At 72.1% G+C, this 25,760-nt stretch carries 21 protein-coding genes and 1 pseudogene; 16 read left to right on the forward strand and 6 right to left on the reverse strand.

What is annotated here, in order from left to right:
* Positions 1 to 133: 133 nt before the first annotated feature.
* Together WME98_RS46190 and WME98_RS46195 are read left to right on the forward strand one after the other, a co-directional pair.
* Positions 134 to 1,570, forward strand: coding sequence for a DEAD/DEAH box helicase (locus WME98_RS46190; RefSeq protein WP_437947998.1), 1,437 nt, complete (start codon positions 134 to 136; stop codon positions 1,568 to 1,570).
* A gap of 319 nt (positions 1,571 to 1,889) precedes the next feature.
* On the forward strand, positions 1,890 to 2,816 hold the full coding sequence (locus WME98_RS46195) for a M23 family metallopeptidase (RefSeq protein WP_437947999.1): 927 nt from the start codon (positions 1,890 to 1,892) through the stop codon (positions 2,814 to 2,816).
* A 166-nt stretch (positions 2,817 to 2,982) separates the two neighbouring features.
* Here the strand turns inward: WME98_RS46195 and ltrA are convergent, their stop codons facing one another.
* Positions 2,983 to 4,494 (reverse strand): group II intron reverse transcriptase/maturase, encoded by a 1,512-nt coding sequence (ltrA, locus tag WME98_RS46200; RefSeq protein ID WP_437948000.1) that lies wholly within the window; start codon positions 4,492 to 4,494, stop codon positions 2,983 to 2,985.
* Between the two features lie 556 nt (positions 4,495 to 5,050).
* Here ltrA and WME98_RS46205 point away from each other — a divergent pair.
* The 3 genes from WME98_RS46205 (at position 5,051) to WME98_RS46215 (ending at position 8,021) form a co-directional block, all read left to right on the forward strand.
* Positions 5,051 to 6,145, forward strand: a complete 1,095-nt coding sequence (locus WME98_RS46205; RefSeq protein WP_437948001.1) for an alpha/beta fold hydrolase — start codon at positions 5,051 to 5,053, stop codon at positions 6,143 to 6,145.
* Between the two features lie 425 nt (positions 6,146 to 6,570).
* Entirely contained in the window at positions 6,571 to 6,972 is a 402-nt protein-coding gene (locus tag WME98_RS46210) for an SPW repeat domain-containing protein (protein ID WP_437948002.1), read from the forward strand.
* Between the two features lie 548 nt (positions 6,973 to 7,520).
* Positions 7,521 to 8,021, forward strand: coding sequence for a hypothetical protein (locus WME98_RS46215; RefSeq protein WP_437948003.1), 501 nt, complete (start codon positions 7,521 to 7,523; stop codon positions 8,019 to 8,021).
* A gap of 121 nt (positions 8,022 to 8,142) precedes the next feature.
* Here WME98_RS46215 and WME98_RS46220 read toward each other — a convergent pair whose 3' ends face one another.
* On the reverse strand, positions 8,143 to 9,399 hold the full coding sequence (locus WME98_RS46220) for a dicarboxylate/amino acid:cation symporter (RefSeq protein ID WP_437321154.1): 1,257 nt from the start codon (positions 9,397 to 9,399) through the stop codon (positions 8,143 to 8,145).
* Positions 9,400 to 9,550: 151 nt separating this feature from the next.
* On the opposite strand from WME98_RS46220, the gene WME98_RS46225 reads away from it, so the two are divergent.
* Positions 9,551 to 11,185 carry a protein kinase domain-containing protein gene (locus WME98_RS46225; RefSeq protein ID WP_437948004.1) on the forward strand — a complete coding sequence of 545 codons (1,635 nt, stop codon included), beginning with the start codon at positions 9,551 to 9,553 and terminating at the stop codon, positions 11,183 to 11,185.
* An 85-nt stretch (positions 11,186 to 11,270) separates the two neighbouring features.
* Positions 11,271 to 11,765: a hotdog fold domain-containing protein gene (locus tag WME98_RS46230; protein WP_061626140.1), complete on the forward strand. Its 495-nt coding sequence runs from the start codon at positions 11,271 to 11,273 to the stop codon at positions 11,763 to 11,765.
* Between the two features lie 49 nt (positions 11,766 to 11,814).
* Here the strand turns inward: WME98_RS46230 and map are convergent, their stop codons facing one another.
* A complete protein-coding gene (gene map, locus WME98_RS46235) occupies positions 11,815 to 12,564 on the reverse strand; it encodes a type I methionyl aminopeptidase (protein ID WP_061626141.1) in 750 nt (249 codons plus the stop codon).
* A 104-nt stretch (positions 12,565 to 12,668) separates the two neighbouring features.
* Between map and WME98_RS46240 the strand changes: the two genes are divergently transcribed.
* Both WME98_RS46240 and WME98_RS46245 read left to right on the forward strand, forming a co-directional pair.
* Positions 12,669 to 12,986: a LysR family transcriptional regulator gene (locus tag WME98_RS46240; RefSeq protein ID WP_061626142.1), complete on the forward strand. Its 318-nt coding sequence runs from the start codon at positions 12,669 to 12,671 to the stop codon at positions 12,984 to 12,986.
* Positions 12,987 to 13,015: 29 nt separating this feature from the next.
* Entirely contained in the window at positions 13,016 to 14,914 is a 1,899-nt protein-coding gene (locus WME98_RS46245; RefSeq protein ID WP_437948005.1) for an inositol monophosphatase family protein, read from the forward strand.
* 29 nt (positions 14,915 to 14,943) lie between these two features.
* Here WME98_RS46245 and WME98_RS46250 read toward each other — a convergent pair whose 3' ends face one another.
* A complete protein-coding gene (locus WME98_RS46250) occupies positions 14,944 to 17,136 on the reverse strand; it encodes an AAA family ATPase (protein ID WP_437948006.1) in 2,193 nt (730 codons plus the stop codon).
* Positions 17,137 to 17,138: 2 nt separating this feature from the next.
* Here WME98_RS46250 and WME98_RS46255 point away from each other — a divergent pair.
* Positions 17,139 to 17,249: pseudogene (locus WME98_RS46255) on the forward strand (inositol monophosphatase family protein); the annotation flags it as partial.
* Between the two features lie 268 nt (positions 17,250 to 17,517).
* On the opposite strand, the gene gnd reads toward WME98_RS46255, so the two are convergent.
* A complete protein-coding gene (gene gnd / locus WME98_RS46260; protein ID WP_437948007.1) occupies positions 17,518 to 18,501 on the reverse strand; it encodes a phosphogluconate dehydrogenase (NAD(+)-dependent, decarboxylating) in 984 nt (327 codons plus the stop codon).
* 101 nt (positions 18,502 to 18,602) lie between these two features.
* Positions 18,603 to 19,628 (reverse strand): STAS domain-containing protein, encoded by a 1,026-nt coding sequence (locus WME98_RS46265; RefSeq protein ID WP_437948008.1) that lies wholly within the window; start codon positions 19,626 to 19,628, stop codon positions 18,603 to 18,605.
* A gap of 307 nt (positions 19,629 to 19,935) precedes the next feature.
* Between WME98_RS46265 and WME98_RS46270 the strand changes: the two genes are divergently transcribed.
* From WME98_RS46270 to WME98_RS46295, 6 genes are all read left to right on the forward strand, one after another.
* Positions 19,936 to 20,157, forward strand: coding sequence for a hypothetical protein (locus tag WME98_RS46270; protein WP_020736229.1), 222 nt, complete (start codon positions 19,936 to 19,938; stop codon positions 20,155 to 20,157).
* Positions 20,158 to 20,424: 267 nt separating this feature from the next.
* Positions 20,425 to 20,940 carry a hypothetical protein gene (locus WME98_RS46275; protein WP_020736230.1) on the forward strand — a complete coding sequence of 172 codons (516 nt, stop codon included), beginning with the start codon at positions 20,425 to 20,427 and terminating at the stop codon, positions 20,938 to 20,940.
* 58 nt (positions 20,941 to 20,998) lie between these two features.
* Positions 20,999 to 22,240: a YcaO-like family protein gene (locus WME98_RS46280; protein ID WP_437948009.1), complete on the forward strand. Its 1,242-nt coding sequence runs from the start codon at positions 20,999 to 21,001 to the stop codon at positions 22,238 to 22,240.
* On the forward strand, positions 22,237 to 23,643 hold the full coding sequence (locus tag WME98_RS46285) for a TfuA-like protein (protein WP_437948010.1): 1,407 nt from the start codon (positions 22,237 to 22,239) through the stop codon (positions 23,641 to 23,643). Before WME98_RS46280 ends, WME98_RS46285 begins: the two co-directional genes overlap by 4 nt.
* Positions 23,644 to 23,783: 140 nt before the next feature.
* Positions 23,784 to 24,650 carry a hypothetical protein gene (locus WME98_RS46290; protein WP_437948011.1) on the forward strand — a complete coding sequence of 289 codons (867 nt, stop codon included), beginning with the start codon at positions 23,784 to 23,786 and terminating at the stop codon, positions 24,648 to 24,650.
* A gap of 185 nt (positions 24,651 to 24,835) precedes the next feature.
* Positions 24,836 to 25,696 carry a hypothetical protein gene (locus WME98_RS46295; RefSeq protein ID WP_437948012.1) on the forward strand — a complete coding sequence of 287 codons (861 nt, stop codon included), beginning with the start codon at positions 24,836 to 24,838 and terminating at the stop codon, positions 25,694 to 25,696.
* The last annotated feature ends 64 nt before the right edge of the window (positions 25,697 to 25,760 follow it).

The following is a 25,760-nucleotide window of genomic DNA, read 5'->3' on the forward strand; positions in this document are numbered from 1 at the left end:
TGGACCTCGCAGTCTCCGCTGAAGGAGGCGCGAGGCGGCAGCTCTCCGTGATCGGGCCCTTCGCAGAGGAGGGCGCGGTGCCGCGGCGCTTTCCGCCCTTGCTCAGGAGGGGCTCTCCACGAGCCCGATGTCCATGGAATTTGCCGATCTCAAGCTCATCGAACCGCTGCTCCGCGCCATCGAGGCCGAAGGATACAGCACCCCGACGCCGATCCAGCAGCAGGCCATCCCGCCGATCCTCGAGGGCAACGACGTCCTCGGGTGCGCGCAGACCGGGACCGGCAAGACCGCCGCGTTCGCCTTGCCGATCCTGCAGCGCCTCGCGCAGAGCGGCGCGCCGACCCAGCGCGGGCTCCGCGTGCTCGTGCTCACCCCGACGCGCGAGCTCGCCGCGCAGGTCGGCGAGAGCTTCACCACGTACGGCAAGAACCTCGGCCTGCGGACCGCGGTCGTCTTCGGCGGGGTGGGGCAGCGCCCCCAGATGGAGGCGCTGCGCCGCGGCGTCGACGTCCTCGTGGCGACGCCGGGCCGGCTCCTCGACCTGTGCTCGCAGGGCCTCTCGCCGTTCGGGCGGCTCGAGACGCTCGTGCTCGACGAGGCCGACCGGATGCTCGACATGGGGTTCATCCACGACATCCGGCGCGTGCTCGCGATGCTGCCCGAGCGCCGCCAGACGCTCCTGTTCTCGGCCACGATGCCGCCGGACATCCAGAAGCTCGCGGACACCATCCTGCACCGCCCGGTGCGGGTCGAGGTCGCGCGGGTCGCCACGACCGCCGAGAACATCGACCAGCGGGTGGCCTTCGTCGAGCGGTCCGACAAGCGCGCGATGCTGGAGCACGTGCTCAAGGACCCCGCGCTCCGCCGGGCGATCGTGTTCACCCGCACCAAGCACGGCGCCAACCGCGTGGTCCAGCAGCTCAGCCGCGCGCGCATCGAGGCCGTCGCGATCCACGGGAACAAGTCGCAGGGCGCGCGCGAGCGGGCGCTCGCGAGCTTCAAGCAGGGGACGACGAGCGTGCTCGTCGCGACCGACATCGCGGCGCGCGGCATCGACATCGAGGACATCTCGCACGTGATCAACTACGACCTCCCGAACATCCCGGAGAGCTACGTGCACCGCATCGGCCGCACGGCGCGCGCCGGCGCGTCGGGGGTGGCGCTCTCGTTCTGCGACATCGAGGAGCGCCCGTACCTCGCCGACATCGAGCGCCTCATCCAGAAGCGCCTCCCGCTCCTCTCCATCCCCGGGATCCCCTGGCTCCAGGCCGACCCCAGGCCCGCCCATCAGGCGCAGCCGCAGGGGCGACCCCAGGCGCAGGGGCGGCCCCAGCAGCGCCCGCAAGGGCAGGGACGGCCCCAGGCGCAGGGGCGGCCCCAGCAGCACCCGCAAGGGCAGGGACGGCCCCAGGCGCAGGGCAGGCCGCAGCAGCACGGGCACGCCCGGCCTCAGGGACCGGCGCGGCCCCAGCCGCCGGCGCGGCCCGGGGGACAGGCACGGCCTCAGCCGCAGGGACAGCCCCAGGCGCGGCCGCAGCCGCGCCACGATACCCCGCGCGCGGACAACTGACGCCCCTCACGCCAAGAGCGGCTCCCCGCCGCCCCGCCGCGCCGCGCTCGCCCGGATCGGCCGTGCGAGCCGTCGCTGGCGCCATCCTCACGCTCGGCAGCGCGGGCGAGGGCGCCAGGCGGCGGGCCTCCCGCCGCTCCCACCGGCGCGTGCCTGCATTGCCCACATCCACATTATTTTCGCGGTGTGCGCAAGTTCTGGCACGATCTCAGCCATGCGCGTTCCCGCCATCGTTGTAAGCTTGCTCACTATCGCTGCCTGTGATCGCGGCGCTCCATCGAGCTCGCCCGCCGCGGATGCCCAGGCGTCGGCCGCTCCGGTGGCGGATGCCTCCGCCGCCCCGCTCGCCTCGGCCAGCGCGCCGGCCCCGGCGAGCGCGGACGCGCCGGCCGACGCCGACGCCGGCGCCGCGCCCGCCCCGGCCGACGCCGGCGCGGCCGCGGCGGCGAGCGCGGACGCGGGCGACGCCGGTCCCCCCGCGGCCGACGACGGCCGGCTCACGGTGGAGGGGCGCGCCGTCCAGGGAGGGCTCCTCCGCGCCAAGCTGAACGGCAAGCTGCGCCGCATGGCGTTCCCCGGCCACCGCGTGACGGTGAGCGATGAGGGGGAGTTCCTCATCGCCTTCTCGCGCAACGCGCCGGCGCACGAGAAGCTGACCATCACGTTCGATGACGGACAGGTGCTCGAGAAGCTCTTCGACGTGGAGCAGCGCACCTACGAGGTCGACAAGGTCGACAACCTCCCGGAGAACATGGTCAAGCTCGACATGGCCACGCGCGTGAAGCTCACGCAGGCCGAGAAGAAGCTCGACGCCATCCGCAACAAGTACACGAAGAAGAACTGCTACAAGAACGGCTTCATCTGGCCGTCGAAGGGCCCGGTCACCTCGCGGTACGGCCAGCCGCGCGTGCTCAACGGCACGGACGGCGGCGTCCACTGGGGCGTGGACATCGCGGTGCCCGTCGGGTCGCCGGTGCGCGCGCCCGCCTGCGGCAAGGTCGTCTTCGTCGAGAAGGACCTCCCGCTCAGCGGCCACACCATGATCATCGATCACGGCCATGGGCTCACCTCCACGTTCATCCATCTGCACGGCTTCGCCGCGAAGGTGAACGACGAGGTCAAGCAAGGTCAGGTCGTCGCGACCGTCGGCATGACCGGCCGCACGAACGGGCCGCACCTCGACTGGCGCATGAACCTCTTCGAGACGCGCGTCGATCCCGAGCTCCTTGTCACGCCGGCGAAGTGACGGCCGGCCTCCTCGCTCCACCCTCCAGGAGTCCGGCCAGGGATCCGGAGAGAGATTTCAACGCAAAGGCGCAAAGGCGCAAAGGCGCAAAAAAATAAATAATAGTATGAATCTGCATTTTTGCGTCTTTGCGCCTTTGGTCCCGGTAGGGACGGCCCGTGCTGACCTACCTTCGGTCAACCCGGACCGCCCCCCGGACAGAGCCCGGCGAGCGGATTTCCCGCACCGGGCTCCCACCTCGGGTCGACGGACTGGCTCGCGGTAGAGCCGGCCAGGGATGATGGATGCGGGGCTGCGGGAGAGGGAACCGCTGCTCGAACCCCCTTCGTTGCTGCCGGGACCAGTGCGCGCGCTGGCTCCTCCGCTGAAGCTGGCGGTGCCAGCTTGCGCGCACGCGCTCCCGAAACTGCTGCAGCGCCGGGTAGTTGGTGGGCACCCCGTAGTACCGGAAGTGCCCTTCGAGCACGCTGGAGAGCCATGCGTGCTGGGCTCGCACGGGCTCATGCCGACGCTCGCGCATCTCTTCGCGCAGGCTCGCCAGCTTCGCGTTCCGTTTCTTCCGCGAGGTACGACGCTTCAGCTGGAACTCGCCTCGCCGACTCACGCCGGCGATGTGCGTGAACCCCAGGAAGTCGAACGTCTCGGGGCGTGTGCGCCCGTCGCGCTCGGCGTCCTGCCGGGCGAATCTCCCGAACCGAATCACCCGGGTCTTCTCCGGGTGCAGCTCCAGGCCGAACTTCGCGAGACGAGAGGTCAGGGCCTCCCGCATCGCGCGCGCGTCCTGCTCGTACTGGAAGGTCACCGCGAAATCGTCGGCGTAGCGCACGATGTACACCTCACCGCGCGCATGCCGCTTCCTCCACTGGTTGGCCCACAGATCGAACGCGTAGTGAAGGTAGACGTTCGCAAGCAGCGGGCTGATGACCCCTCCCTGCGGCGTCCCTTCCTTCACCTCGCGCAGCTCGCCTTCCTCCATGACGCCCGCGTGCAGCCACTTCATCAGCAGCCGCACCATGCGCCCGTCCCCGATCCGGTGCTCGAGGAACTTCTGCATCCACCCGTGATCGATGGTGTCGTAGAACGATCGGATGTCTGCATCGAGCACCCAGCTCGTCTTCCGGCTGATGGCCTCAGCGAGCGCGTTCAGGGCGTCGTGCGGCCCCCGGCCGGGCCGGAAGCCATACGAGAACCCCACGAACGCCTGCTCGTAGATCGGCTCCAGCACCATCCGCACCGCCTGCTGGACGAGCTTGTCCTCCAGCGCTGGGATGCCGAGCGGTCGCGTACGCCCATCGCCCTTCGGGATGTGCACGCGCCGCACCGGCTGCGGGTGGTAGCTGCCGCGATGGACGCGATCTTGAAGGTCGAGCAGCCGAGCGTCGAGGTGCTCGCCGTACTCTTCCCATGTGACCCCGTCCACGCCGGGCGCCGCCCGCTTGCGCAGGCGCTCGTACGCCTCCTTCAGCAGCGGCGCCTTGATCGCGCTCAGCAGGTTGTCGAACCGCTCCCCTTTCTTCTCCTTCGCTCGCTGTCCGATCCGCACCACTTGCGTGGGCGCGCCTTGCCGGTCCTGAGCCCGGGGCGCGTTTCGTGCTGCGGATTTCCCCTCGGCCGTGGGCCGTCCCTCCACCGACTCGACGGGCGTTACCCGCGTCTTCGTCAGCTTCTCCGGTACCATGCCCCCGTCCGACTCCTCGAAGTACGGCACCACGGAGTGCGGCGTTGTGCCTTCCCGTGGCTGTCCGCTGCCCACCACCGGCGACGCGGCTCCTTCGAGGTCTCCCGGTTCCCGTGCATGAGGCGTGTGTGCGCGTGCCGAACTCTTCGACCCCGGAGGGGATGGGCGGCCCAGGTCCACTTTGTTCGGGTCTCCACCGTGGCCTTCCACGAAAGACGAGCGTGTCGGCCCCCTCGAAATTTCAACGTTTCGGGGCTCTATCGCCCGGCCCGCGCACTCGTCCCCCTACGCTTCGCCTCGCAGGTCGCCCCACGCTGCGCAAGGGTTGGCCTTCCCGGGGGTGGACTCCTCCCGGGGCAGGACTTGCTCGATTTGCTGGTGCTGCTCCTCGTTGCTCACCTGCTCCCTCATGCCGGTCTTGACCGGCGCATCCGCCTTTGCGTTGAAATCTCTCATGCTCGCGAGGCAGGTCCCTGGCGGGATTCCTGACCCGCGGCCCGCGCCGCTCCTCCGCAGCATCGCTCGTCGTCCTGACACGTCACCTGGAAGGTCCCTGTTGAGAACGCTCGCGCTCACCCCCGTCCTCGCGTCGCTCCTCCTCTCGCTCGTCCCGGCGTCCGGCTGCGCGCCGGCCCCCCGCGTCGAGCCTCGGCCGGCCGGGTCGCCGGCCGCGCGCCCCGAGGGGCCGCCGGCCGCGCAGCCCGCGGGGAAGCCCGCGACGGGCCTCGACCCGGAGCTCACGTCGTACGCGTACCCTTATCCGGTCAAGCACTTCGAGGTCGAGTCGCAGCGCCAGAAGCTCCGCATGGCGTACATGGACGTGCAGCCCGAGACGCCGAACGGGCGCGCGGTGCTCCTCCTGCACGGCAAGAACTTCTCCGCGGCGTACTGGGAGCCGACGATCCGGGCGCTGACCGAGCGGGGGTTCCGGGTCATCGCGCCCGATCAGATCGGGTTCGGCAAATCGACAAAGCCCACCGCCTATCAGTTCAGCTTCCACGGGCTGGCCGAGACGACGCGCGCGCTGCTCGACGCCCTCGGCGTCCAGCGGCCGGCCGTGGTCGGCCACTCGATGGGGGGCATGCTCGCCGCGCGCTTCGCCCTCATGTTCGCCGACCGGACGGAGCGCCTCATCCTCGTGAACCCCATCGGCCTCGAGGACTGGAAGACGGTGGTCCCGTATCGCTCCATCGACGCCTGGTACAAGCAGGAGCTCGAGGCGACGCGCGACAGCATCCGCGAGTACCAGCGCAAGAGCTATTACGACGGGGCGTGGAAGCCCGAGTACGAGCGCCAGATCGAGATCCAGGCGGGCTGGACGGAGCACCCCGAGTATCCGCGCGTCGCCTGGTGCTCCGCGCTCACGTACGACATGATCTTCACGCAGCCCGTCGTCTACGAGCTCCCGCGCCTCCGCACGCCCACGCTGCTCATCATCGGGCTGCGCGATCGGACGGCGCTCGGCCGCGCCTGGGCGCCGAAGGAGGCCGCGGACGCGCTCGGCGACTACACGACGCTGGGCAAGAAGACCGCGCAGGCGATCCCGGGGGCCAAGCTCGTCGAGCTGCCCGGCGTCGGCCACCTGCCGCAGGTCGAGGCGTTCGAGAAATACCGGGACGCCCTGGTGGGCTTCCTCGAGCAAGCTCCTTAAGGTCGCCCCGCACGCCGGCGCGCCCGGGGCGGCGCGGGCCTGGGAGAACGGGCGAGCGCGCTGGACAGCCAGGACGACACGGCCTCTCCGCCAAGGACATGACCCGTCGAGAGCTGCCGTGTCCCGTGGCGGGTGGGCGATCTCGGGGCAATGTGCCACAGGACGAGATCTCCAGAGCACCGGCCATGCGGCAGGAGCGGCGCTCGTGATTCCAGGAGCGCGGCGCTCGCGGTGGCCATCGCCGCCGCAGCGCGCCAGCGCAGGCCGGCTGACAATCCCTCTCCGCGCCGTGGAATGATGGAATGGCCGCTGAGCTCGCCGCGGAGGACGGCCCTCCGCGCCGGGCTGCCCCGCGGCATGCGCCTTGCAGCTCTCCAGACCGACGAAGGCACTCAAACCAAACATAGGATTGCAAGGAGTCGGTCATGAAGATCCTGTCGCCTCGAGCTCATGGGTACATCGATTATGCGGTTGCGGCCCTGTTCCTGCTGGCTCCGTCGCTGTTCGGCTTCAGCGGTCTCCCGGAGACGCTCTGCTATATCCTGGGCGCCGTGCACCTCGGCATGACGCTGCTCACCGCGTTTCCGCTGGGCGCCGCCAAGATCATCCCGTTCCCGGTGCACGGAGGGCTCGAGGCCGCGGTCGGCGTGTTCCTCGTCGCCGCGCCCTGGCTGTTCAACTTCGATGCGGCGCCCGCGGCGAGGAATTTCTTCGTCGTGTCGGGCGTGGCCGTCGGCCTGGTCTGGCTCGTGACCGACTACCGTTCGGCCTACGCGACGACGGCGGCCAGCGCGCGTTACCGCTCGGAACACCGGTCGTTCTCCTGATGACGGCGTGAGCGTTCCTCGCGAGTCGGCGCCGCGGCCGGGGCTCAGCCCCGGCCGCGCGCTTTTTTGTCTCCCGGGGAGAGCGCCATCCCACCCCGACCCTGGGCGCGGCTCCGCCGGAGCCCCGTCCCCACCGCGAGCTCGGCGGGAGCCGCAGCCCCTCCTTCTGCCTACTACCTACCTGCTACCTACCTACCTACTACCTACCTGCTACCTACGGCCAGCCGACCACGGCCAGCCGAGCAGGCGAACGGGGCGCATATCGCCTTCAGAGCGCAGCGAGGCACTCGCGACGAGCTCATCCATGATCGGACGAGCTCGGCGGATGAGCACGGCGCTTTGCCTCTCGTCGCTCTCAAATTGCTGCCTTCGGCTGCCCCGTTTCGGACGCGTTTCGTCCAGCACACAGCGCTTTGTCGCGAACGCCAGATGCGCCTGGCGCTGCCGGCCCGTTCGGCCAGGGCGGCGGCGACGGCTGTCGCTATCGTGGACGCTCCTCCGTTCGGTTCGTCCATCCATCCGCTCCGTCCGAAGCCCTGTCCGCTCCCGTGGAGGAAAGCGCCGCGCTCCAAGCCTTGGATATTGCTCCGATCCGGGCAGGGAGTTATTTCAATCCCCGCAACGACCTGACGGAGAGAAAAGCCATGATGAACATGCCAATGAGCTCGATGCCGATGATGTGTACGATGATGCCGTCGATGGGCGGCATGATGCCGATGGGCGGCATGATGCCGATGATGCCCAACATGATGGGTATGATGGGCATGATGCCGAACATGATGGGCGGCATGATGCCGATGATGTCCGACATGATGGGCATGATGCCCAACATGATGATGAGCCGCATGATGGGCGGCATGATGCCGAACATGATGGGCATGATGCCCGGCATGATGATGCCGAACATGATGGGCATGATGCCGAACATGATGGGCATGATGCCCAACATGATGATGGGCGGCATGATGCCGAACATGATGGGCATGATGCCCGGCATGATGATGCCGAACATGATGGGCATGATGCCCGGCATGAAGATGGCGGCCTGATCTCGGGATCGAGGACAGACGTCGAAAACCCCGATGAGCGAGGGCGAGCGCCCCCGCTTGTCGGGGTTTCGTGCTGGCGCGGGGCCTCACCCGCGAGGCGCGGCGCGCCGGCCCTGCCCGGTCACGCCCCGGCCGCCTCCGGCGGCTTCGGGTGCTGATCCCGCGACACGAACACCGCGGCGGCCAGATCCCCCACCACGTTGATCACGGTCCGGCACATGTCGAGGAACCGATCCACGCCGAGGACCAGGCCGAGCCCCTCGGGCGGGATCCCGAGCAGACCCAGGATCATCGCGATGACGGGGAGCGAGCCGGCCGGGATGCCCGCGGTGCCGATGCCCCCGAGCACCGAGATGAGCATCACGATCGCCTGCTGCCCGAAGGTCAGCGACACGCCGTAGACCTGCGCGAGGAAGAGCACGGTCACCCCCTCGAAGAGCGCCGTCCCGTTCTGGTTCATCGCGGCGCCGGCGGTCAGCACGAACCGGGCGACGGACGGCGGCAGCTTGAGCTCCTCCTCGGCCACCTTCAGCGAGGTCGGCAGCGTCGCGTTCGACGAGGCGGTCGAGAACGCCGTCACGATCGCCGTCCGGCTCCCCCGGAAGAACGCGACCGGCGACATCCCGCCGAGGAAGCGCACCGAGAGCGAGTACACGACGAACATGTGCAGCCCGAGGCCGAGCAGCACCGTGAGCACGTACGCCGCCAGCTGCTGCATGATGCCGATGCCCATGCGGGACGTGATCGTGAAGAGCAGCGCGCCCACGCCGATCGCCGCGAACCGGAGCACCCCCTCGATGAGCCGCATCGAGACGTCGAACAGCCCCTGGATGACCTCGCGGAGCCGCGCCGCCGCCTCGGTCTGGGTGAGCGACAGCGCGAGGCCGAAGAGCAACGAGAACGTGATCACGGCGAGCACGTCGCCCCCGGCGGCCGCCTTGATGACGTTGTCCGGCACCATCGCGATGATCATCCCCACCGGCGAGGTGTCGACCGGGGCGGTGGCCGCCTTGATCCCGCCGCCGTGCGCGAGGCTCCGGACCGCCTCGGGCAGGCCGTCCCCCGGGCGGATCAGGTTCACCAGGACGAGGCCGATCAGCACCGCGATGGTCGAGACCACGGCCGTGTAGCCCAGCGTCCGCAGGCCGAGCCGGCCGACGTGCTTCAGATCGAGCTCGCAGACGCCCATGACGAGCGCCGAGAACAGGATCGGGAGCACGAGCATGAACAGCAGGCGCAGGAAGATCTGGCCCACCGGGTAGGTGATGTGATCGACGATCCAGGTGAGCGCCGGAGAGCCTGCCGCGACCGCGTTCGCCGTCAGACCGCCCGCTGCCCCCACCGCGACCCCGAGCAGCATCGTTCGATGCGATGACATGACGCCACCTTACACAAGCCGCGGCGCCGTGAGCCGCGGAGTTCGCGCCACGGTCGCCCTCCGTGACCGCGGAGCGACCGCCCTCCTGGCGGGCCAGGGCCGCCGGCCGCCTGTCCAAGCCCGCGTGGATCCATTACGCTCGCCGCCGGGCATGCTGAAGCCGGGCGATTCGTTCGAGCGCTACACGATCGAGGCCGCCATCGGGCAAGGGGGGATGGGCTGCGTCTACCGGGCGCACGACGCGCGGCTCGGGCGGCGCGTCGCCGTCAAGGTGATCGCGGGCGGCGCCATGGACCACGACGCCGGCGCGCGCCTGCTCCGCGAGGCCCGCGCCGCCGCCGCGCTCGATCACCCGAACGCCGTCTCGATCTTCGACGTCGGCGAGCTCGATGGGACGCCGTTCATCGCGATGGAGCTCGTCGACGGCCGCACCCTGCGCAGCGCGATCGGCGGCGCCGAGGCGCCGGTCCCGACCCGGGTCGGCTGGCTCGCCGACGTCGCCCGCGCGCTCGCCGCGGCGCACCGGCGGGGGCTCGTCCACCGGGACATCAAGCCGGAGAACGTGATGGTCCGGGACGACGGCGTGATCAAGGTGCTCGACTTCGGCATCGCGCGCCGCGCCGCCGGCGGCGCCGATCCGACCGCGTCCACCGAGGCCCCCGCGCTGCCGACGCTGACCGCCCTCGGCGTCAAGCTCGGGACGCCCGTCTACATGGCCCCGGAGCAGATCCGCGGCGCCGAGCTCGACGGGCGCGCGGACCAGTTCGCGTGGGGCGTGCTCGCGTTCGAGCTCCTCACCGGCCGGCTGCCCTGGCGCGGCGCCGGCGACATGCTCGCCGTCGTCGCCTCGATCCTCACCGACGAGGCCGACCGCGCCGCGCTCGACGCCGCCGCCGTGCCGCCCGCGGTGAGCGCGGTCGTGCTGCGCGCACTGTCGAAGCGCCCCGAGGACCGGTTCGCGTCGATGGATGACCTCGTGCGCGCGCTCGAGGCGGCCGGGCGGGGCGAGGCGCCCGCCGCGATGCCGGCGCCGCACGCGCAGGCGCCCGCCGCGAAGGGGGGCGAGGCGCCCCGCGGCGGCGAGACCGCGGCGCAGCGGTTCTCGACCGAGGAGGTCCGCGACGTGCTCGCGCGGGCGATCGAGCGCCAGGCCGCGGGCGAGGCCGGCGCCGCGCGCGCGCCGCGGGGCGACGCGCGGCTCGGCTTCGACGACCTGCTCGCCGCGGCGGAGGAGGTGGGCGTCGACCCGGAGGCGGTGCGCGAGGCGAGCCGCGCGCTGCGCGCGCGCGAGCGCGACGGCGTGGAGCGGAAGGCCGGCGCGGCGACCGCCGCCGAGCGCGCCGCCTGGCTCCGGCGCAAGCGCCGCAACTTCTACCGGCACCTCGGCGTCTACCTCATCGTCAACGCGGCGCTCCTCACGCTCGCGCTCGTGCTCGGCGTCGTGCTCTGGGCGGCGATCATCCCGCTGGGCTGGGGCATCGGCGTCGCCATCCACGCGCTCGTCGCGTTCACGGCGCACGAGGACGACTGGGCCGAGGAGGCCGAGCGCATGGAGCTCTGGCGCGAGCACCACCGCCGCATGCACGAGGTGGCCCTCGCGCGGGCGGCCGGCAGGGGCCCGCGCCCCGCCGCGGCCCGGCGCCAGCGCATCGAGGGGGCGGACGAGGAGCGGCAGGGCAGGCTCCGCGTCGCGTCGGACACGGCGCGCTCCCGGGCGGAGGAGGCGGAGCAGGCGGAGGAAGACGCCGAGGTCGCGGTGAGCAAGGCGCGGCGGCGGCGGCGCTGACCCGGGCTCCGCGCGCCGGCCGCTCGCCGAGCTTCGCGCCGGGACGACGCCGGCATGGGGTAAGCTCGCGGCCCTCGGAGGCCCCATGTCTACCAAGCCGAACTTCATCGCCCGCGCCCTCGCCCCGCTCCAGGTGCTCCCGCCCTTCCTGCGCTCGCGCGCGCAGACCGTGCTGTTCCAGCGCATGGTGCCGTTCACGGGGACCGCGGGGATCCAGTTCGAGGAGGTGGGCCCGGATCGGGTGGCGCTGCGGCTCGCCAACGGCCGCAGGGTGCATAACCACATCGGCGGCGTGCACGCGGCGGCGGCGGGGCTCCTGGCCGAGACCGCGACCGGCTTCGTCGTCGCCGTCAACCTCCCCGACGACAAGCTGCCGCTCCTGCGCAGCATGAAGGTCGACTACACGCGTCGCGCCCGCGGCGGGCTGCGCGCGGTCGCGACCCTGTCCCCCGAGCAGCGGCAGGCCTTCCTCGACCAGCCGAAGGGGGACGTCGCCGTCGCCGTCACCGTGACGGACGAGGGCGGCGCGTCGCCGATGGAGTGCGAGTTCGTCTGGGCCTGGGTGACCAAGGGGGTGTGACGGCGCCCGGGCCGCCGGCGCGATCGCGCGCGGCGCGCGGCCGCTCGCGTCAGCGCGTCAGGATCTCGCAGCCGTCCCGCGTCACGAGCACGGTGTGCTCGAACTGCGCCGAGAGGCTGCCGTCCTCGGTGACGATGGTCCACCCGTCGTCGAGCGTGCGGATGTTGTGCGAGCCCAGGTTGACCATCGGCTCGATCGTGATGGCCATCCCGGCGCGGAGCCGCATGCCCGCCCCGCGCACGCCCGTGTGCGCGACGTGCGGCGGCAGGTGCATCCTCCGCCCGATGCCGTGCCCGCCGACCTCGCGGACCACGCTGCACCCCTCCGCCCGCGCGAGCTCCTCGATCGCCGCGCCGATGTCGCCGAGCCGCGCCCCGTCGCGCACGACCGCGATCCCCGCGTCCCGGCACCGCCGGGCGACGTCCACCACGTGCCGCGCCTCGGCGCTCGGCTCCCCGACGAAGAACGTCGCGGAGGTGTCGCCGTGGTAGCCGTCGAGCTCGGTGGTCACGTCGACGTTGATGATGTCGCCCGGCTGGAGCACCTCGTCGCGCCGCGGGATCCCGTGGCAGACGACGTGGTTCCGGCTCGTGCACACCGCCGCGGGGAAGCCCTTGTACCCGAGCTGACTCGGGCGGCCGCCGCGCTGCGCCGTGTCCTCGCGCACCCAGTGGTCGATGTCCGCGGTCGTCACGAAGGGCGCGAGCCGCGCCCCGACGGCGGCCAGGGTCGCCGCGGCCGCGCGCCCGGCGCGCCGCATCGCCTCGCACGCGCGAGGCCGAAGGATGTCCACGTTCATGCGAGGCGTATGCGCGCGCGGCGCGCGGCCATCCAATACTGTTTTGATCTCGGGCGCCCGCGCCCGGCTCCTCTCCCGAGCGGCGTTCGAGTAGAATCGCCCGCGTGAGCCTGTCGCAGATCCGCTACTTCATCGCCGTCGCCGAGGAGGGCCACGTCGGCCGCGCCGCGCGCCGGCTCCACATCGCGCAGCCGCCCCTCAGCCGGCAGATCCGCGGCCTGGAGGACGAGCTCGGCGCGCAGCTGTTCGAGCGCACCGCGCGCGGCATGCGCCTCCTGCCGGCGGGCGCGGCGTTCCTCGATCACGCCCGCACCATCGTCGCTCAGGTCGACGCGGCCGTCGCCGACCTCCGCAGCTACGGCGCCGCGCCCCCGCCAGGACCGCTCGACGCCGGCGGGTGCCGGCGCGCCGAGCTCGGGTAGGCGGCCTCGCTTGGAGCCACGGGACCGGCATGGGTTACGACGCTGAGCTCGCGCTCGCCGTCGAGGCGGCGCGCCGCGCGGGCTCGCTCCTCCGCGCGGAGTTCCACCGCCCCGGCGGCCCTCGCGGCGCCGGGACGCACGCCGACGTCGACGTGGAGGTCGAGCGCCTCTTGCGCGACGCGCTCACCCGCGCGACCCCCTACGCGTTCCTCGGGGAGGAGACCGGCACCCTGGACGGCGCGGACCCGTCGCACCGCTGGGTCGTCGATCCGCACGACGGCACCGCGTCCTTCCTGCACGGCTACCGCGGCGCCTCGGTCTCGATCGGCCTGTTGCGCGAGGGCACGCCGGTGCTCGGCGTCGTCTTCGCGTACGCCTACCCCGACGACCACGGCGACCTCATCGCCTGGGCCGAGGGCACCGGGCCGATCCGGCGCAATGGCGCGCCCGTCTCGTCGTCGCTCGCCGGCGCCACGCTCGATCGCTACGCCGTCGTGCTGCTCTCGCAGTCGGCGGACTACCTCCCGGCCCGCAACGCCCGGTGCGTCGCGCCGGCGCGGTTCCTCTCGCTGCCGAGCCTCGCCTACCGGCTCGCGCTGGCGGCGGTCGGGGAGGGGGTCGCCGCGGTCTCGCTCAGCCGGCCGCGCTGCTGGGACTACGCGGCCGGCCACGCGCTCGTGCGCGCCGCGGGCGGCGAGATCGTCGACGACGACGGCGCGCCCATCGCGTACACCGCGGAGCGCGAGGGCCAGATCTGCCGCCTCTTCGGCGGCGCCCCCGCGGTCGTCCAGGAGCTCGCGCGGCGCCCGTGGAACGCCGTCATCCACGGCCGCATCCCGGCGCCTCAGGGGACGTACGGGCTGCTGCGCCCGTCGCACAGCCTGCTGATCGAGGGCGCCGGCGCGCTCTCCCGGGCCCAGGGCTGCCTGCTCGGCCAGCTCGCGGGCGACGCGCTCGGCTCCCTCGTCGAGTTCCGGAGCGCGGAGCAGATCGAGCGCCTCTGTCCGGGCGGGGTCCGGGACCTCGCCGACGGCGGGACGTGGAACACCCTCGCCGGGCAGCCGACCGACGACTCCGAGATGGCGCTCATGCTGGCGCGGTCGATCGTCCGCAAGCGCGGCTTCGTCGCCGAGGCCGCGCTCGACGCCTACGTGCACTGGTACCGCTCCGGCCCGTTCGACGTCGGCAACACCGTCGCTGCCGCGCTCCGCGCCGCCGCGGGCGCGCCCTCGCCCGGCGCGCGCCGCGACAGCGCGAGGGCGGCCGCGAGCCTGACCAGCGAGGCGAACGGCTCGGTGATGCGCGCGGCGCCGCTCGGCATCCTCGGCGCGGGCCGCCCGCGGGAGGCTGCGGTGTGGGCGCGCGACGACAGCGCGCTCACGCACCCCCATCCGGTCTGCTGCGCCGCCTCCGGCGCGTTCGTCGCGGCCATCGCCGCCGCCGTGGGCGGCGCCGGCGTCGATGGGGCCTTCGCGGCCGCGCGCGCCGAGGCGGAGCGGAGCGGCGAGCGCGTGGTCCTCGCCGCGCTGGAGGCCGCGCAGCGCGCGCCGCCCCGGAGCTCCTCGCACCAGGCCGGCTGGGTCGTCATCGCCCTGCAGAACGCCTTCTACCGGCTCCTCCACGCGCCCTCGCTCGAGCAGGGGCTCGTCGACACGGTGATGGCCGGCGGCGACACCGACACGAACGCCGCGATCGCCGGCGCGCTGCTCGGCGCGGTTCACGGGCGGGACGCCGTGCCGGATCGCTTCCGGCGGCTCGTGCTGTCCTGCCGCCCGCTGCCCGAGGCGGGGGCGAAGCACCGGCGCCCGCCCGAGCTCTGGCCGGTCGACGCGATGCTCGTTGCCGAGGCGCTCCTCGCCGCCGGGCAGCGAGCGCAGCCCGAGGAGCCCGACCTGCCGGAGAGCTTTCAGACCGGGGACATCGGTTAAATTCATTCATTTCGATAGCTTACCGCCAGCTAATGCAGCCATCTTCCGGCGAAGGTCACCTCATCGGCGGCCGCGAGCACGGCCTCCTCGCCTCGGGCCCGGCGAAGGACGCCCGCGAGCTGCGCCACGCTCGCCCATCCCTGGAAGACACCGGCCAGCGACGGACTTCCCGACGCGTCGAACAGGCACGTCGACAGCAGCCGTGCCGCGTCGGCAGGGCTCATCCACGGCGCTGCCTCGCAGAGATCGCCGAGCGCGTCGGCGTCCGCGCCTCCTGCCTCGAAGGCGAGCACCGCGCGTTGGGCAGCCTCGGCGCGCATCGGTTCGGGGAGGGCGCTGGCGAGCCGTGCCAGTGCCACGATTCGAACATAGCTCCCGGACGGCTCGCCGCCGTCGTCCGCGATCCGTAAAGCCGCTTCCGCCCCCAGGATCGCGACCGAGGCGGAGGGATGCTCTTTGATCAAATTGCATCGCTTCTCCGGATCGAGCTCTTCGAGGAGGGCCTTTACCTCCTTTTCCGGCCGCCTTCCCGGAGGGAGCCTCTCGCCGAGGCGAAGCAGCGCGTCCGCCTGGTACCCGGCGCTGCTCCCCGCCCATCGCAGCACGAGCGCGCGCGCCTCGTCCTCTCGCCCGAGCGATACCAGCCGCGCGCCGAGAGCGTGCACCGGCCAGACCGGGACCTCCTCGAGCGCCCTCTCCAGGAGAGGCTCGGTCAGATAAGGCGCTACCGCCGCGGCCTCCGCCTCGTTCTCGAAGCACCAGGGGGCCCAGCTCCGCTCGATCTCCTGGACAGCGCGAGCCCTCGCCGCTGCCGGCAGGCCGGCGAGCAGCCGGGCGAGGACCCGAATCCGCTGGGGCGCGGGCAGGGAACGCGAAGCTCGCTCCAGCGCGACGGCGGAAGCCTCGCTCACTCCCGGGACAGGCACGAGCGCGGGTGGCGCCCCTCCAGCGCGCGCGATGGCCTCTGCCGCGATCTCCTGAGCTTCCTCTTCGGGGAGCAGACCCGCCGCCGCGACGAGCTCCCGGGGCGCGTCCCCCCCGTCCGAACGGCGCGCAACGTCCAGCGCGGCGCGCGCGATCCGGATGCGCCGCTCGCCCTCTGCCGCCTCGGCCACGGCGATCAGCGCCGAGGGGCTCGACCACCGCGCGCCCGTGCGATCGGCGATCTCGAACGCTTTCTCGAGGACCCCGGCTCGGGGGGACGGTGAGACCTCCGCTGCGAGGGCGACCAAGGAGAGAGCGCGCGCCGCGTCCGCGTCGAGTCGTGGCGTCACGAGGTCGGCATCGGGGCTCGCCCACGGCTCCGCGTCTCCCAGCGTCGCCGCCGCGCCCTGCGCCGCCGCGCAGCGGACGAGCGCCGCGGCGAGGTTCGGAGTGAGGGACCTGCAACGCACCACCTCCTCTCCGAGACGATCGCGCAGGCGGCGGAGATCGACGAGGGCATCGGCGAGCGCCTCGGCGGAGACAGGGCGTACCCAGCTCGGCTCCGCGAACGCGAGCATCGAGGCGACACGAGCGCCGCCGAGGGCGAGGTGCGCGCTCGCGTCTGCCCCGCTCGGGACGCCTTGGCTCTCCGCCGCCGCGGGGGAAACGGGTGCAATCTCGACGAGATGAGCATAAACGCCGTTCCAGCCGAGGCGCTCCCTCCAGGCGTGCGCCTCGCTCTCGCCACCGGAGATCGAAACCGCACATCGAACGTGCTTCCCGAGCTCCCGAAGCGTGGATATGCGCCCATCGTGAGGCCAGTCGATGCACTCGTCGAGACCATCGAGCACGAGGAGCAACTCGGGCTCGTCTTCATCCTGGCCATTGGCCAGCCGGTTCCGGAGCTCCGAGCGCAGCTTCAGGAGGTCCCGCGGAGGGCGCAGCACGTCTTCGCCGAGCTGCTGCAGGAGCGACGTGAGGATCTCATGCTCGGAGGCGAAGCGGCGCGATCGTTCTATGTGCACCACAGCGGCACATACCCCGGCACGCTCGCGCGCCTCGGCGACGAGCCGGTCGCACAGCGCCGTTTTGCCGGCTCCCGAAGCACCGTGCAGCAGGCACGCGGGTGCCGGAGACGCGCGCCAGCGCTCGATCGCTTCACGGGCGCGCTCTTCCCCCTCGGTCAAAGACGCGCCCGCGGGAGATCCTTTCTTTTCCTTCGGACGCATTCGCACCTCGGTCCAAGACGTTCGCCTCGGCTGTTCTAGACTAGAGCGGTCCTTAGGTGGGACTGACACGGTCTTCCGTCTTCCGTCTTCCGTCTTCCGTCTTCCGTCTTCCGTCTTCCGTCTTCCGTCTTCCGTCTTCCCTCTTCCCTCTTCCCTCTTCCCTCTTCCGTCTTCCCTCTTCGTGCTCGTGCGCGTGCGCGTTGACTCCGAGGAATCGCGCACGCGCACGCGCACGAAGGACGCGCACGGAAGACGGAAGACGGAAGAGGGAAGACGGAAGATGGGGGACGGCGGGACGGGGACGGCGGGACGGGGACGGCGGGACGGGGGACGGGGGACGGGGGACGGGGGACGGCGGGGCGGGGGACGTTTGCATGGATCGGCACGCCCCTCGATCTCCCCGATGGGCGCCCGAGCTACCCCTCGCCGGCGGCTCCTTCCTCGCCCCGCTCAGCCCCCCGTCGGCCGCTCCAGGTGCCCGCCGAACTTGTGGCGCATCGCCGACAGGACCTTCTCGGCGAACGTGTGATCGTGCCGCGAGCGGAAGCGCGCGTAGAGCGCCGACGAGAGCACCTCGGCGGGCACCGCCTCCTCGATCGCCGCCATCACGGTCCAGCGGCCCTCGCCGGAGTCCTGCACGAAGCCGCTGTACCCGGCGAGCTCCGGGCTCTCGCTCAGGGCGATCGCGGTGAGGTCGAGCAGCCACGAGCCCACCACGCTCCCCCGCCGCCAGACCTCGGCGATCTCGCCGAGGTCGAGCGCGTACCGGTGCTCCTCGGGCAGCCGCTCGGTCCCCGCGTTCTTCAGGATGTCGAACCCCTCCGCGTACGCCTGCATGAGGCCGTACTCGATCCCGTTGTGGACCATCTTCACGAAGTGGCCGGCGCCGACCGGGCCGCAGTGGAGGAAGCCCTCCTCCGCCGTGCTCTGCGCCTCGCGCCGGCCCGGCGTGCGCGGGATGTCCCCCGGCCCGGGCGCGAGCGTCCGCAGGATCGGCTCCACCAGCGCGAACGTCTCGGGCGCCCCGCCGACCATGAGGCAGTAGCCGCGCTCGATCCCCCATACGCCGCCGCTCGTCCCCACGTCGACGTAGCGGATGCCCTTCGGCGCGAGCGCCCTGGCGCGGCGGACGTCGTCCTTGAAGTAGGTGTTGCCCCCGTCGATGATCACGTCGCCCGCGCCCAGCTTCTCGCCGAGCTCCTGGACCACGCGCTCGGTCGGGGCGCCCGCCGGGAGCATGACCCAGACCACGCGCGGCGACGCGAGCTGCGCCACCACCTCGCCGAGGGACGAGGCCGTCGCCGCGCCCTCCGCGCCGAGCTGCCTCACGCTGTCCTGGTTCAGATCGAACGCCACGACCTCGTGGCCGCCGCGCATGAGCCGGCGCGCCATGTTGGCGCCCATCCTCCCGAGTCCGATCATTGCGAGCTTCATCTGTCACGCTCCTGTCTGCGCCCGCGGGCGTATCACAGGGCGCGCCGCGAAGCGCGCCGCCGGCGCCGCGCCCGCGTCCGGCCGCCGCTTCGGGGGGCGGCCTACCGCGGCCGCTGCCGGAGGGCGCCCATCACGTGCTCGAGCGCGCTCCTCAGCGTGCTGAACACCGGGATCCCCTCCAGGCTGCCGCCGACCTCCAGGAGGCGCCCGACCATCGCCGCCGGGACGCCGGAGACGATGCACTGGCTGCCGAGCAGCCTCGTCGCCGCGAAGATCCTGAGGAGGTGCTCGATCGTCGAGGCGTCGGTCGCCTGCGCGCCGGTGAGGTCCACGATCATGAAGCGGGCGCCGTGCTGGACGACCGCGGCGAGCACCTCTTCCATCATCCGCGCCGCGCGCGCGCCGTCGACCGTGCCGATCACCGGCAGCGTGAGCACGCTGTCCCACACCTGGATGATCGGCGTCGACATCTCGAGCATCGCCTCGTGCTGCGCGCGGACCCGGTCGAGCTGCCGCCGGAGCTCGAGTTGGACGCGCTCGAGCTCCTCGTTCTGCTCCCGCAGCTGCGCGCTCGCGGCGGCGAGGTCGAGCGAGTTCTTGAGCATCGTGTACGTGGCGCCGACGTAGAGCGCGTACGTGGTCGCGCTCGCCAGCGCCTTCCGGTCGATCTGGCGCTGGTCCTCCAGGGCGAAGAGCATCGTGCCGATCGTCTTCTTGTAGACCTGGATCGGCACGTGGAAGACGACGTCCGGGTCCTCCGCGAGGAGCCACGCGCGCGCCTGGTCCGCCTCCCGCGCCTCGGTCCAGGGCCCCTTGAACCACGCGGCGCGCTGCGCCTCCAGCGCCGCGACCATCCACGCGTCCACGACGACGCCGCCGCCCTGGGGCGCGCCGTACTCGAAGTTGCCGCGCTCGTACCGCGCCGCGATCCGCGCGCCGCCGCCGTCGTTGCCGAGCACGACGCAGAGCCGCTGGGACGGGACGATCCAGCGCGCGCTCGAGCAGACCTCCTCCCAGAGCGACCGCAGATCCGGCTGGCTCGCGAGCTTGAGGAGGATCTCGTTCAGGACGCCGAGGATGATCCACCCGCCGCCGCCGGTCTCGTGGGGCTGGCCAGAGTCTGGCATCGCCATCAGCAATCGGCGTCGAGCGGGGGACCCGCGGCGTCGGTCCGTGGTTCGATGAGCTGCGAGGAGGCCGCCGTCATGACGCTCCCCCGGGCCGCTTCCGCGCGGAGCCCCGCCTCGCCGATGCAAGCGACGGGATCAGGACCAGATCGAATCTCGGCACGGTGCACACTCCTCGCGCGCGGCGCGGCCGCATCCTACCGCGCCATCCGCCCGCGGTGAAGGGGGGGGCGCCGCCGTGCTCGCGCGCTCGCGGCGTCGTCGGCAGGCGACCCCGCGCCGCGCCGCCGCGTGCTACCGCTACGGCATGAAGATCAAGGCACGCGACGGCAAGGTCTACGAGGTCGCCTCCGCTCCGCCCGGCGGCAGCCACGAGGTGCGGCTCGACGGCAAGGTGATCGGCTCGTTCGTGCTCCTGCCGGACGAGACGCAGGTCACGGTGAAGAGCAAGCCCGCCACCGACGCGCTCCTCGTGGACATCGCCGATCGGTTCGTCGCCGAGGGCGGCGCGCCCATGGGCATCAGCTGATCCTGCGCCGAGCCGACGCTCGACGGCGCGCGGGGCCGCTCGCGGCACCCCGCTGTCCTGCGCGCTCGCGAGACCGCGCTCCCGCGCGAACGTCACCTTGACATCGGTGAGCCTCCTCGCACAGGATGGCACGGTCCACGGGCTCGACCATCCTGCGATGGTGCCTTGCGTCCCGACGACCTTCGCCTGGCTCCGATCGAGATCGAGCGCGGCTGGCACGCGGGCGCGGTCGGAGCAGGACCGCCTGTTGCGACCACGGAGGCAAGCATGTCAGGCGATCATGGCGAGATGTGCCCGAAGCCCAAGAGGGCGCCGCACAAGGATGAGGATCTGGTGATCGCGGCGGACAACGGGAAGATCTACTACCTCCGGCGAGAGCATTTCATGCGACCGGAGTTCGAGATCACGCAGGAGAAGTGCGCCCCCTGTTACGACCGGACGACGGAGCTGCTCCGGCAGGGCGTCTCGCTCGCCTGGATCAAGCCTCGGCCCGGCAATCAGGCCTGCTATCTCGTCAACCTGTCCAGCCTGCGCCGGGTCACGCCGTTCGAGAAGCCGACCCCCAGGTCCGACAGCGATGATCCGATCGAGGACGTGTTGATGGCCGCCGAGGGGGCCGATCTGGCGGCCGCCCAGGCCACCGCCTCGGCGCTGGCCATGGATCTCGACGAGCCCCAGGAGGCCCTGAGCAGGGCCGTCAAGGTGCTCGAGAGCGCCGAGCAGGCGGCCAAGTACGCGCGCGCCGCGATCGAGGGCCTCACCAAGGCCTCCAAGGCCAGGTGAGCGCGCGGCGCCCGGCGCTCGCGCGCGCGCCCCTCGGCCCCCGCCGCAGACCCCGCGCATGACCCAGCCTTTGCTGAAGGCGTTCCGGGAAGGCACCCACCGCCTCGTCCCCCCCGCGCAGACCCTCGCGCGGCTCGCGCCGCACCTCGCCGCTTTCGGCGTCACCCGGGTGGCCGACGTCACGGGCCTGGATGTCATCGGCCTCCCGGTCGTCATGGTCTGCCGCCCCAACTCCGCCTCTCTGGCGGTGTCCCAGGGCAAGGGTCTCACCGCGGATGCCGCGCGGGCGTCGGGCCTCATGGAATCGATCGAGTCGTTTCACGCCGAGACGATCGATCTGCCGCTCAAGCTCGCCAGCTACCGCGAGCTCTCGAGGGCCTACCGGGTCGTCGATGTCACCGCCCTGCCGCGCTTCTCGGTCAGCGCTTTCCACGAGCACCACCGGCTCCTCTGGGTCGAGGGCCACGACCTGCTCCACGACGAGCCGGTCTGGGTCCCCTACGAGATGGTGCACACGAACTACACGCTGCCGCTCCCGGCCGGCAGCGGCTCCTTCGTCATGAGCTCCAACGGCCTCGCGTCCGGCAATCACCTGCTCGAGGCCATCAGCCATGGCATCTGTGAGGTGGTGGAGCGCGACGCGACGACGCTCTGGCGGGCCGGCGGCGGGGCGGAGGTCCCCGGCTCCCGCGTCGATCTCGACACCGTCGATGACCCCGCCTGCCGGCGCGTCCTCGCGCTCTACGAAGCGGCCGGCGTCGCCGTCGGCGTGTGGGACACCACCACCGAGCTCGGGCTGCCCTCCTTTCTCTGCCTCATCGTCGACAGCAAGCCGGATCCGTTCCGTCTCCTCTACGCCACCGAGGGGATGGGCTGTCACCCGGATCGTGGCGTCGCGCTGCTGCGGGCGCTGACCGAGGCAGCCCAGAGCCGGCTGACGTTCATCGCCGGCTCCCGCGACGACGGCGGCCGTGATCGCTTCGAGCGGGTGCGCCACCCCGACTACGTCGAGCAGGGCCGCGCGCAGATCGCGCACCTGGGCGGGCCGCTCCGCGACTTCCGGCACATCCCTTCTGGTGGTGGGGACACCCTCGACGAGGACGTCGCGCGCGCGCTCGACGGCCTCCGTTCGGCCGGGATGGATCGCGTCATCGTGGTGGACCTGAGCAAGACCGGGCTCGACGTCGCGGTCGTCCGGGTGATCGTCCCCGGGCTCGAGTCGGTCGACGACGTCCCCGGCTTCGTCCCCGGGCCGCGGGCCCGCGCGCGCAGGGCCGCGAGAGGAGCCGGGCGGGCATGACCGTCATCGTCTTCACCGGGCCGACGTTGGCGCCGGCAGACGGCGCCGCGCTGCTCGAGGGCGCCGTCTTCCTGCCGCCGGTCGCGCAGGGCGACGTCTACCGGGCCACGCTGGAGAAGCCCTGGGCCATCGGCATCATCGATGGCTACTTCGAGCGCTTCCCCGCCGTCTGGCACAAGGAGATCCTCTGGGCCATGTCGCAGGGCATCCATGTGTTCGGCAGCGCCAGCATGGGGGCGCTGCGCGCCGCGGAGCTCCACGCGTTCGGCATGGTGGGCGTCGGCCTCGTCTTCGAGGCGTACCATCGCGGCGCGCTCACGGACGACGATGAGGTCGCGATCGTGCATGGTCCCGCCGAGGACGGCTACCGCGCGCTCTCGGATGCGATGGTGAACATCCGCGCCACGCTGGACGCCGCGGTGGGCGGGGCCGTCCTCCGCGCCGAGACGGCGCGGGCGCTGGAGGCGATCGCCAAGCGAACGTTCTACGCCCAGCGGAGCTTCCGGGGGCTCCTCGCGGACGGCGCGCGGGAGGGCGTGCCCGCGGACGCGCTGGACGCCCTCCGGCGGTGGCTGCCGGAGGGCCGCGTCGATCAGAAGCGGCGCGACGCCGTCGCGATGCTGGAGGCGATGGCCGCGCGGCGCGCGCGTGCGCCGGCCGCGCAGCAGGTGACCTATCACTTCTCCTATACCGACGTCTGGGATCAGGTCTCTCGGCGCGCCGGCCGCAGCAAGCTCTCGGCGCAGCCTGGCGGGACGGCGCGCCGGCCGGCCGAGGCTGGAGCTTCCGCGGCGGCGCGCTCGCTCGTGCAGCCCGAGGTCGTCCTCGACGAGCTTCGGCTCGAGGGGTCGTGGTCCTACGGTCACGCCGTGCTCGGCGCCCTGGCGCGGGCGCTCGCCGTCGAGGAGGCGCGGCGCCAGGCGCTCGAGGTACCCCTGGAGCTCTTCGAGGAGGTCTTGACCCAGGTTCGCCGGGAGAAGGGCCTGCTCACCTCGGAGAGCATCCGCGCGTGGATCGCGGAGCAGCAGCTCGACGTCGACGGCCTCACCGGGCTGATCCAGCGGGAGGCCCGCCTGCGCTGGGTGCAGACCATGTTCGCTCCCGAGATCGAGCGCCTCCTTCCCGACCAGCTGCGCATGATGGGCCGTTACGGCGAGCTCCACGCCCGGGCGCAGCACAAGCAGCAGGTGCTGACCGAGCGCGGCCTGGAGGTACCTTCTCTCGAGGCCCTCGGCGTCGCGCCGCAGGATCTCCTGGCCTGGTACTTCGCCGAGCTCGGCCGCCCCGTCCCGACCTACCTCGACGGCTATGCGGCGTCGCTCGGGCTCGATGACAGGGACGAGCTGCTCCTCGTGCTCGCGCGCGAGCACGAGTACCGGCGGCTCACCGCCCGGCCGGGCTGAGGCCCCCTGGCTGCATGTCGTTTCCGAGATAGCGCTGCGCGGCTGTCCGGAACCCATGAACGACGCCCACCCGTTGCGCTGCAGCGGAGCCTGCGCGCAATCCAGCGCGCCGCTCTCCGGCGTCCTCTGGATGGTCCTTCATGGCGACGACCTCCCGGAACTTGTGGCACCTGGGCTTCGCGAACCTGGTTCGCGCCCGCGCGCCCGCGAACATCTCCGTCCACCTCGATGTGCCGCTCACGATCGAGCCGCAGCGCGCGGACATGCTGCTGTTGCGGAAGGAGGGCGCGCCGCACGAGGGCGGCGGCGCCCGGGGGCTGCGCGGCCTCTGGCCGCTGCTCGGAACGGACACGCTGCTCGAGTACAAGAGCCCTGCCCGGTCGGCGTTTCGCCGCGGAGATCTCCTGCGCCTGTGGGGCTACGGCGTGCAGCATCACGTGGCTCAGATCGACCGGCTGTCGAGCTATCGCGAGCTCACGCTGGTCCTCGTCGTCGCGAGCATTACGCGCACGTTGGTCCGGGAGCTCGACGAAATGGACTGGACGCTGGCGCGCCTGGGCGGAGGTTACGGCCGGATCGACGGCGCGGTGTACACGACCTATCTTGTCGTCACGGATGAGGTGGCGGAGGCGGAGCAGGACGACTTCTTGAGGATCTTCAGCCATCGCCCGGTGCTCGGCTCCGAGGCGCAGCAGTGGCTGCGGCAGTGGGTGAGGCCGGCGAAGGAGGGTACGATGCAAGACGTGGAGGAGATGGAGGGCTACGACGAGATGCTGCAGAAGCTGCTCGACTCACTGCCGGTCGAGCGGCGGCTGGCCGGGTTGACGCCGGAGGAGCGGCTGGCCGGGCTGGCTCCGGAAGAGCGGCTGGCCGGGCTGTCGCCCGCGCACCAGCTGCTGGCGCTGTCCGACGAGGCGCTGCGCGGCTTCCCCGACGAGTACCTGCGCTCGTTCCCGGCCGAGGTCCAGGACGCCATCCGGCGCCGGATCGGCCGGCCCTCGGCCTGATCGCTGTGCCGTGGAGAGCGCCCGAGGCGGCGCTCTCCACCGCCCGGCAGGCGTGAGGCGCGCTGCGGCGCGCGGCGGGGTCGGCGCGGGCAGAACGCGACGCGGCGATCAGACCCCGGTGGCGCCGGGCCACGCCGGTTCACGTACACGCCCACGTGGCGTGCGGCTTGCTCTGCTGGCCCCGCATGAAGCTCGGAACGTGCCTCACCCTCGCGACCGCGCTCGGCATGCTGACGGCCGGCGGCCCCGCGAGCGCCTGCGACCCTGTGGATACCAGCGTCTCGGAGGGGTTCCTTCGCGCTGCCGCGCCGGGAGAGCCCGCCACGGTGCCACGCAATGTGGCGATCGTGATCTGGGGCGAGCTCCCGGAGCTGTCGCACCTGCTGGTCGAAGAGGAGACCGGCGCCGCCGTCGCCGGCGCTGGCTCCGACGTTCCGGTAGCCCCGCCGGGCTACAGCGTGATTCGCCCCGCCGATACGCTGGCCCCTGACACCACGTACCGATTGCGCCTGAGGCCGTCTGTCGAGCGCCTCGTCCGGACGTCGGATGTCGTCGATGGCACCCCGCCGAGCGCGCCGGTGCTGGCGGGCGGAGACATCGAGTTCCACGCGAACGAGCCCGCGTGCGGTTACGGCGGCTGCCCGGACATGACCACGCTGACGTTCGATCTGGCCGCGCCCAGCGAGGACGATCACACGCCCGCCGAGGCGCTCGTCTACGCCGTGTACGTGGGCTTCAGCCCGGAGCAGGCGCTCGCCAAGTCGCAGCCGGACGCGTGGCTGGAGGGCGATTCGATGTTCCTCTACGTGGACGAGGACCACGTGGGCCGCAACGTGTACATCGCGGTCTCGGCGATCGACGAGGCGGGCAACGAGAGCGAGCGCAGCGAGGTGCTCCAGGTCGAGCGCGAGGCGTCGGGCTGCGCGTTCTCGCGGGGCTCCACGCCGAAGGCGGGGCTCGCCCTGCTGCTCCTGGCCGCGCTCGCGCCGCTCCGGCGCGCGGGGAGGAGGGGAGACCGGGGTTCCGTGGCGCGCGACGGGCGATGAGCTCCATCGTCGCGCGGCCCGGCGGGGGAGTGCCCGGAAAGGGAGCGTCCCGGGCCTCTCCTGC

This window comes from Sorangium sp. So ce296, from assembly GCF_051529605.1.
GTDB lineage: Bacteria > Myxococcota_A > Polyangia > Polyangiales > Polyangiaceae > Sorangium > Sorangium cellulosum_D.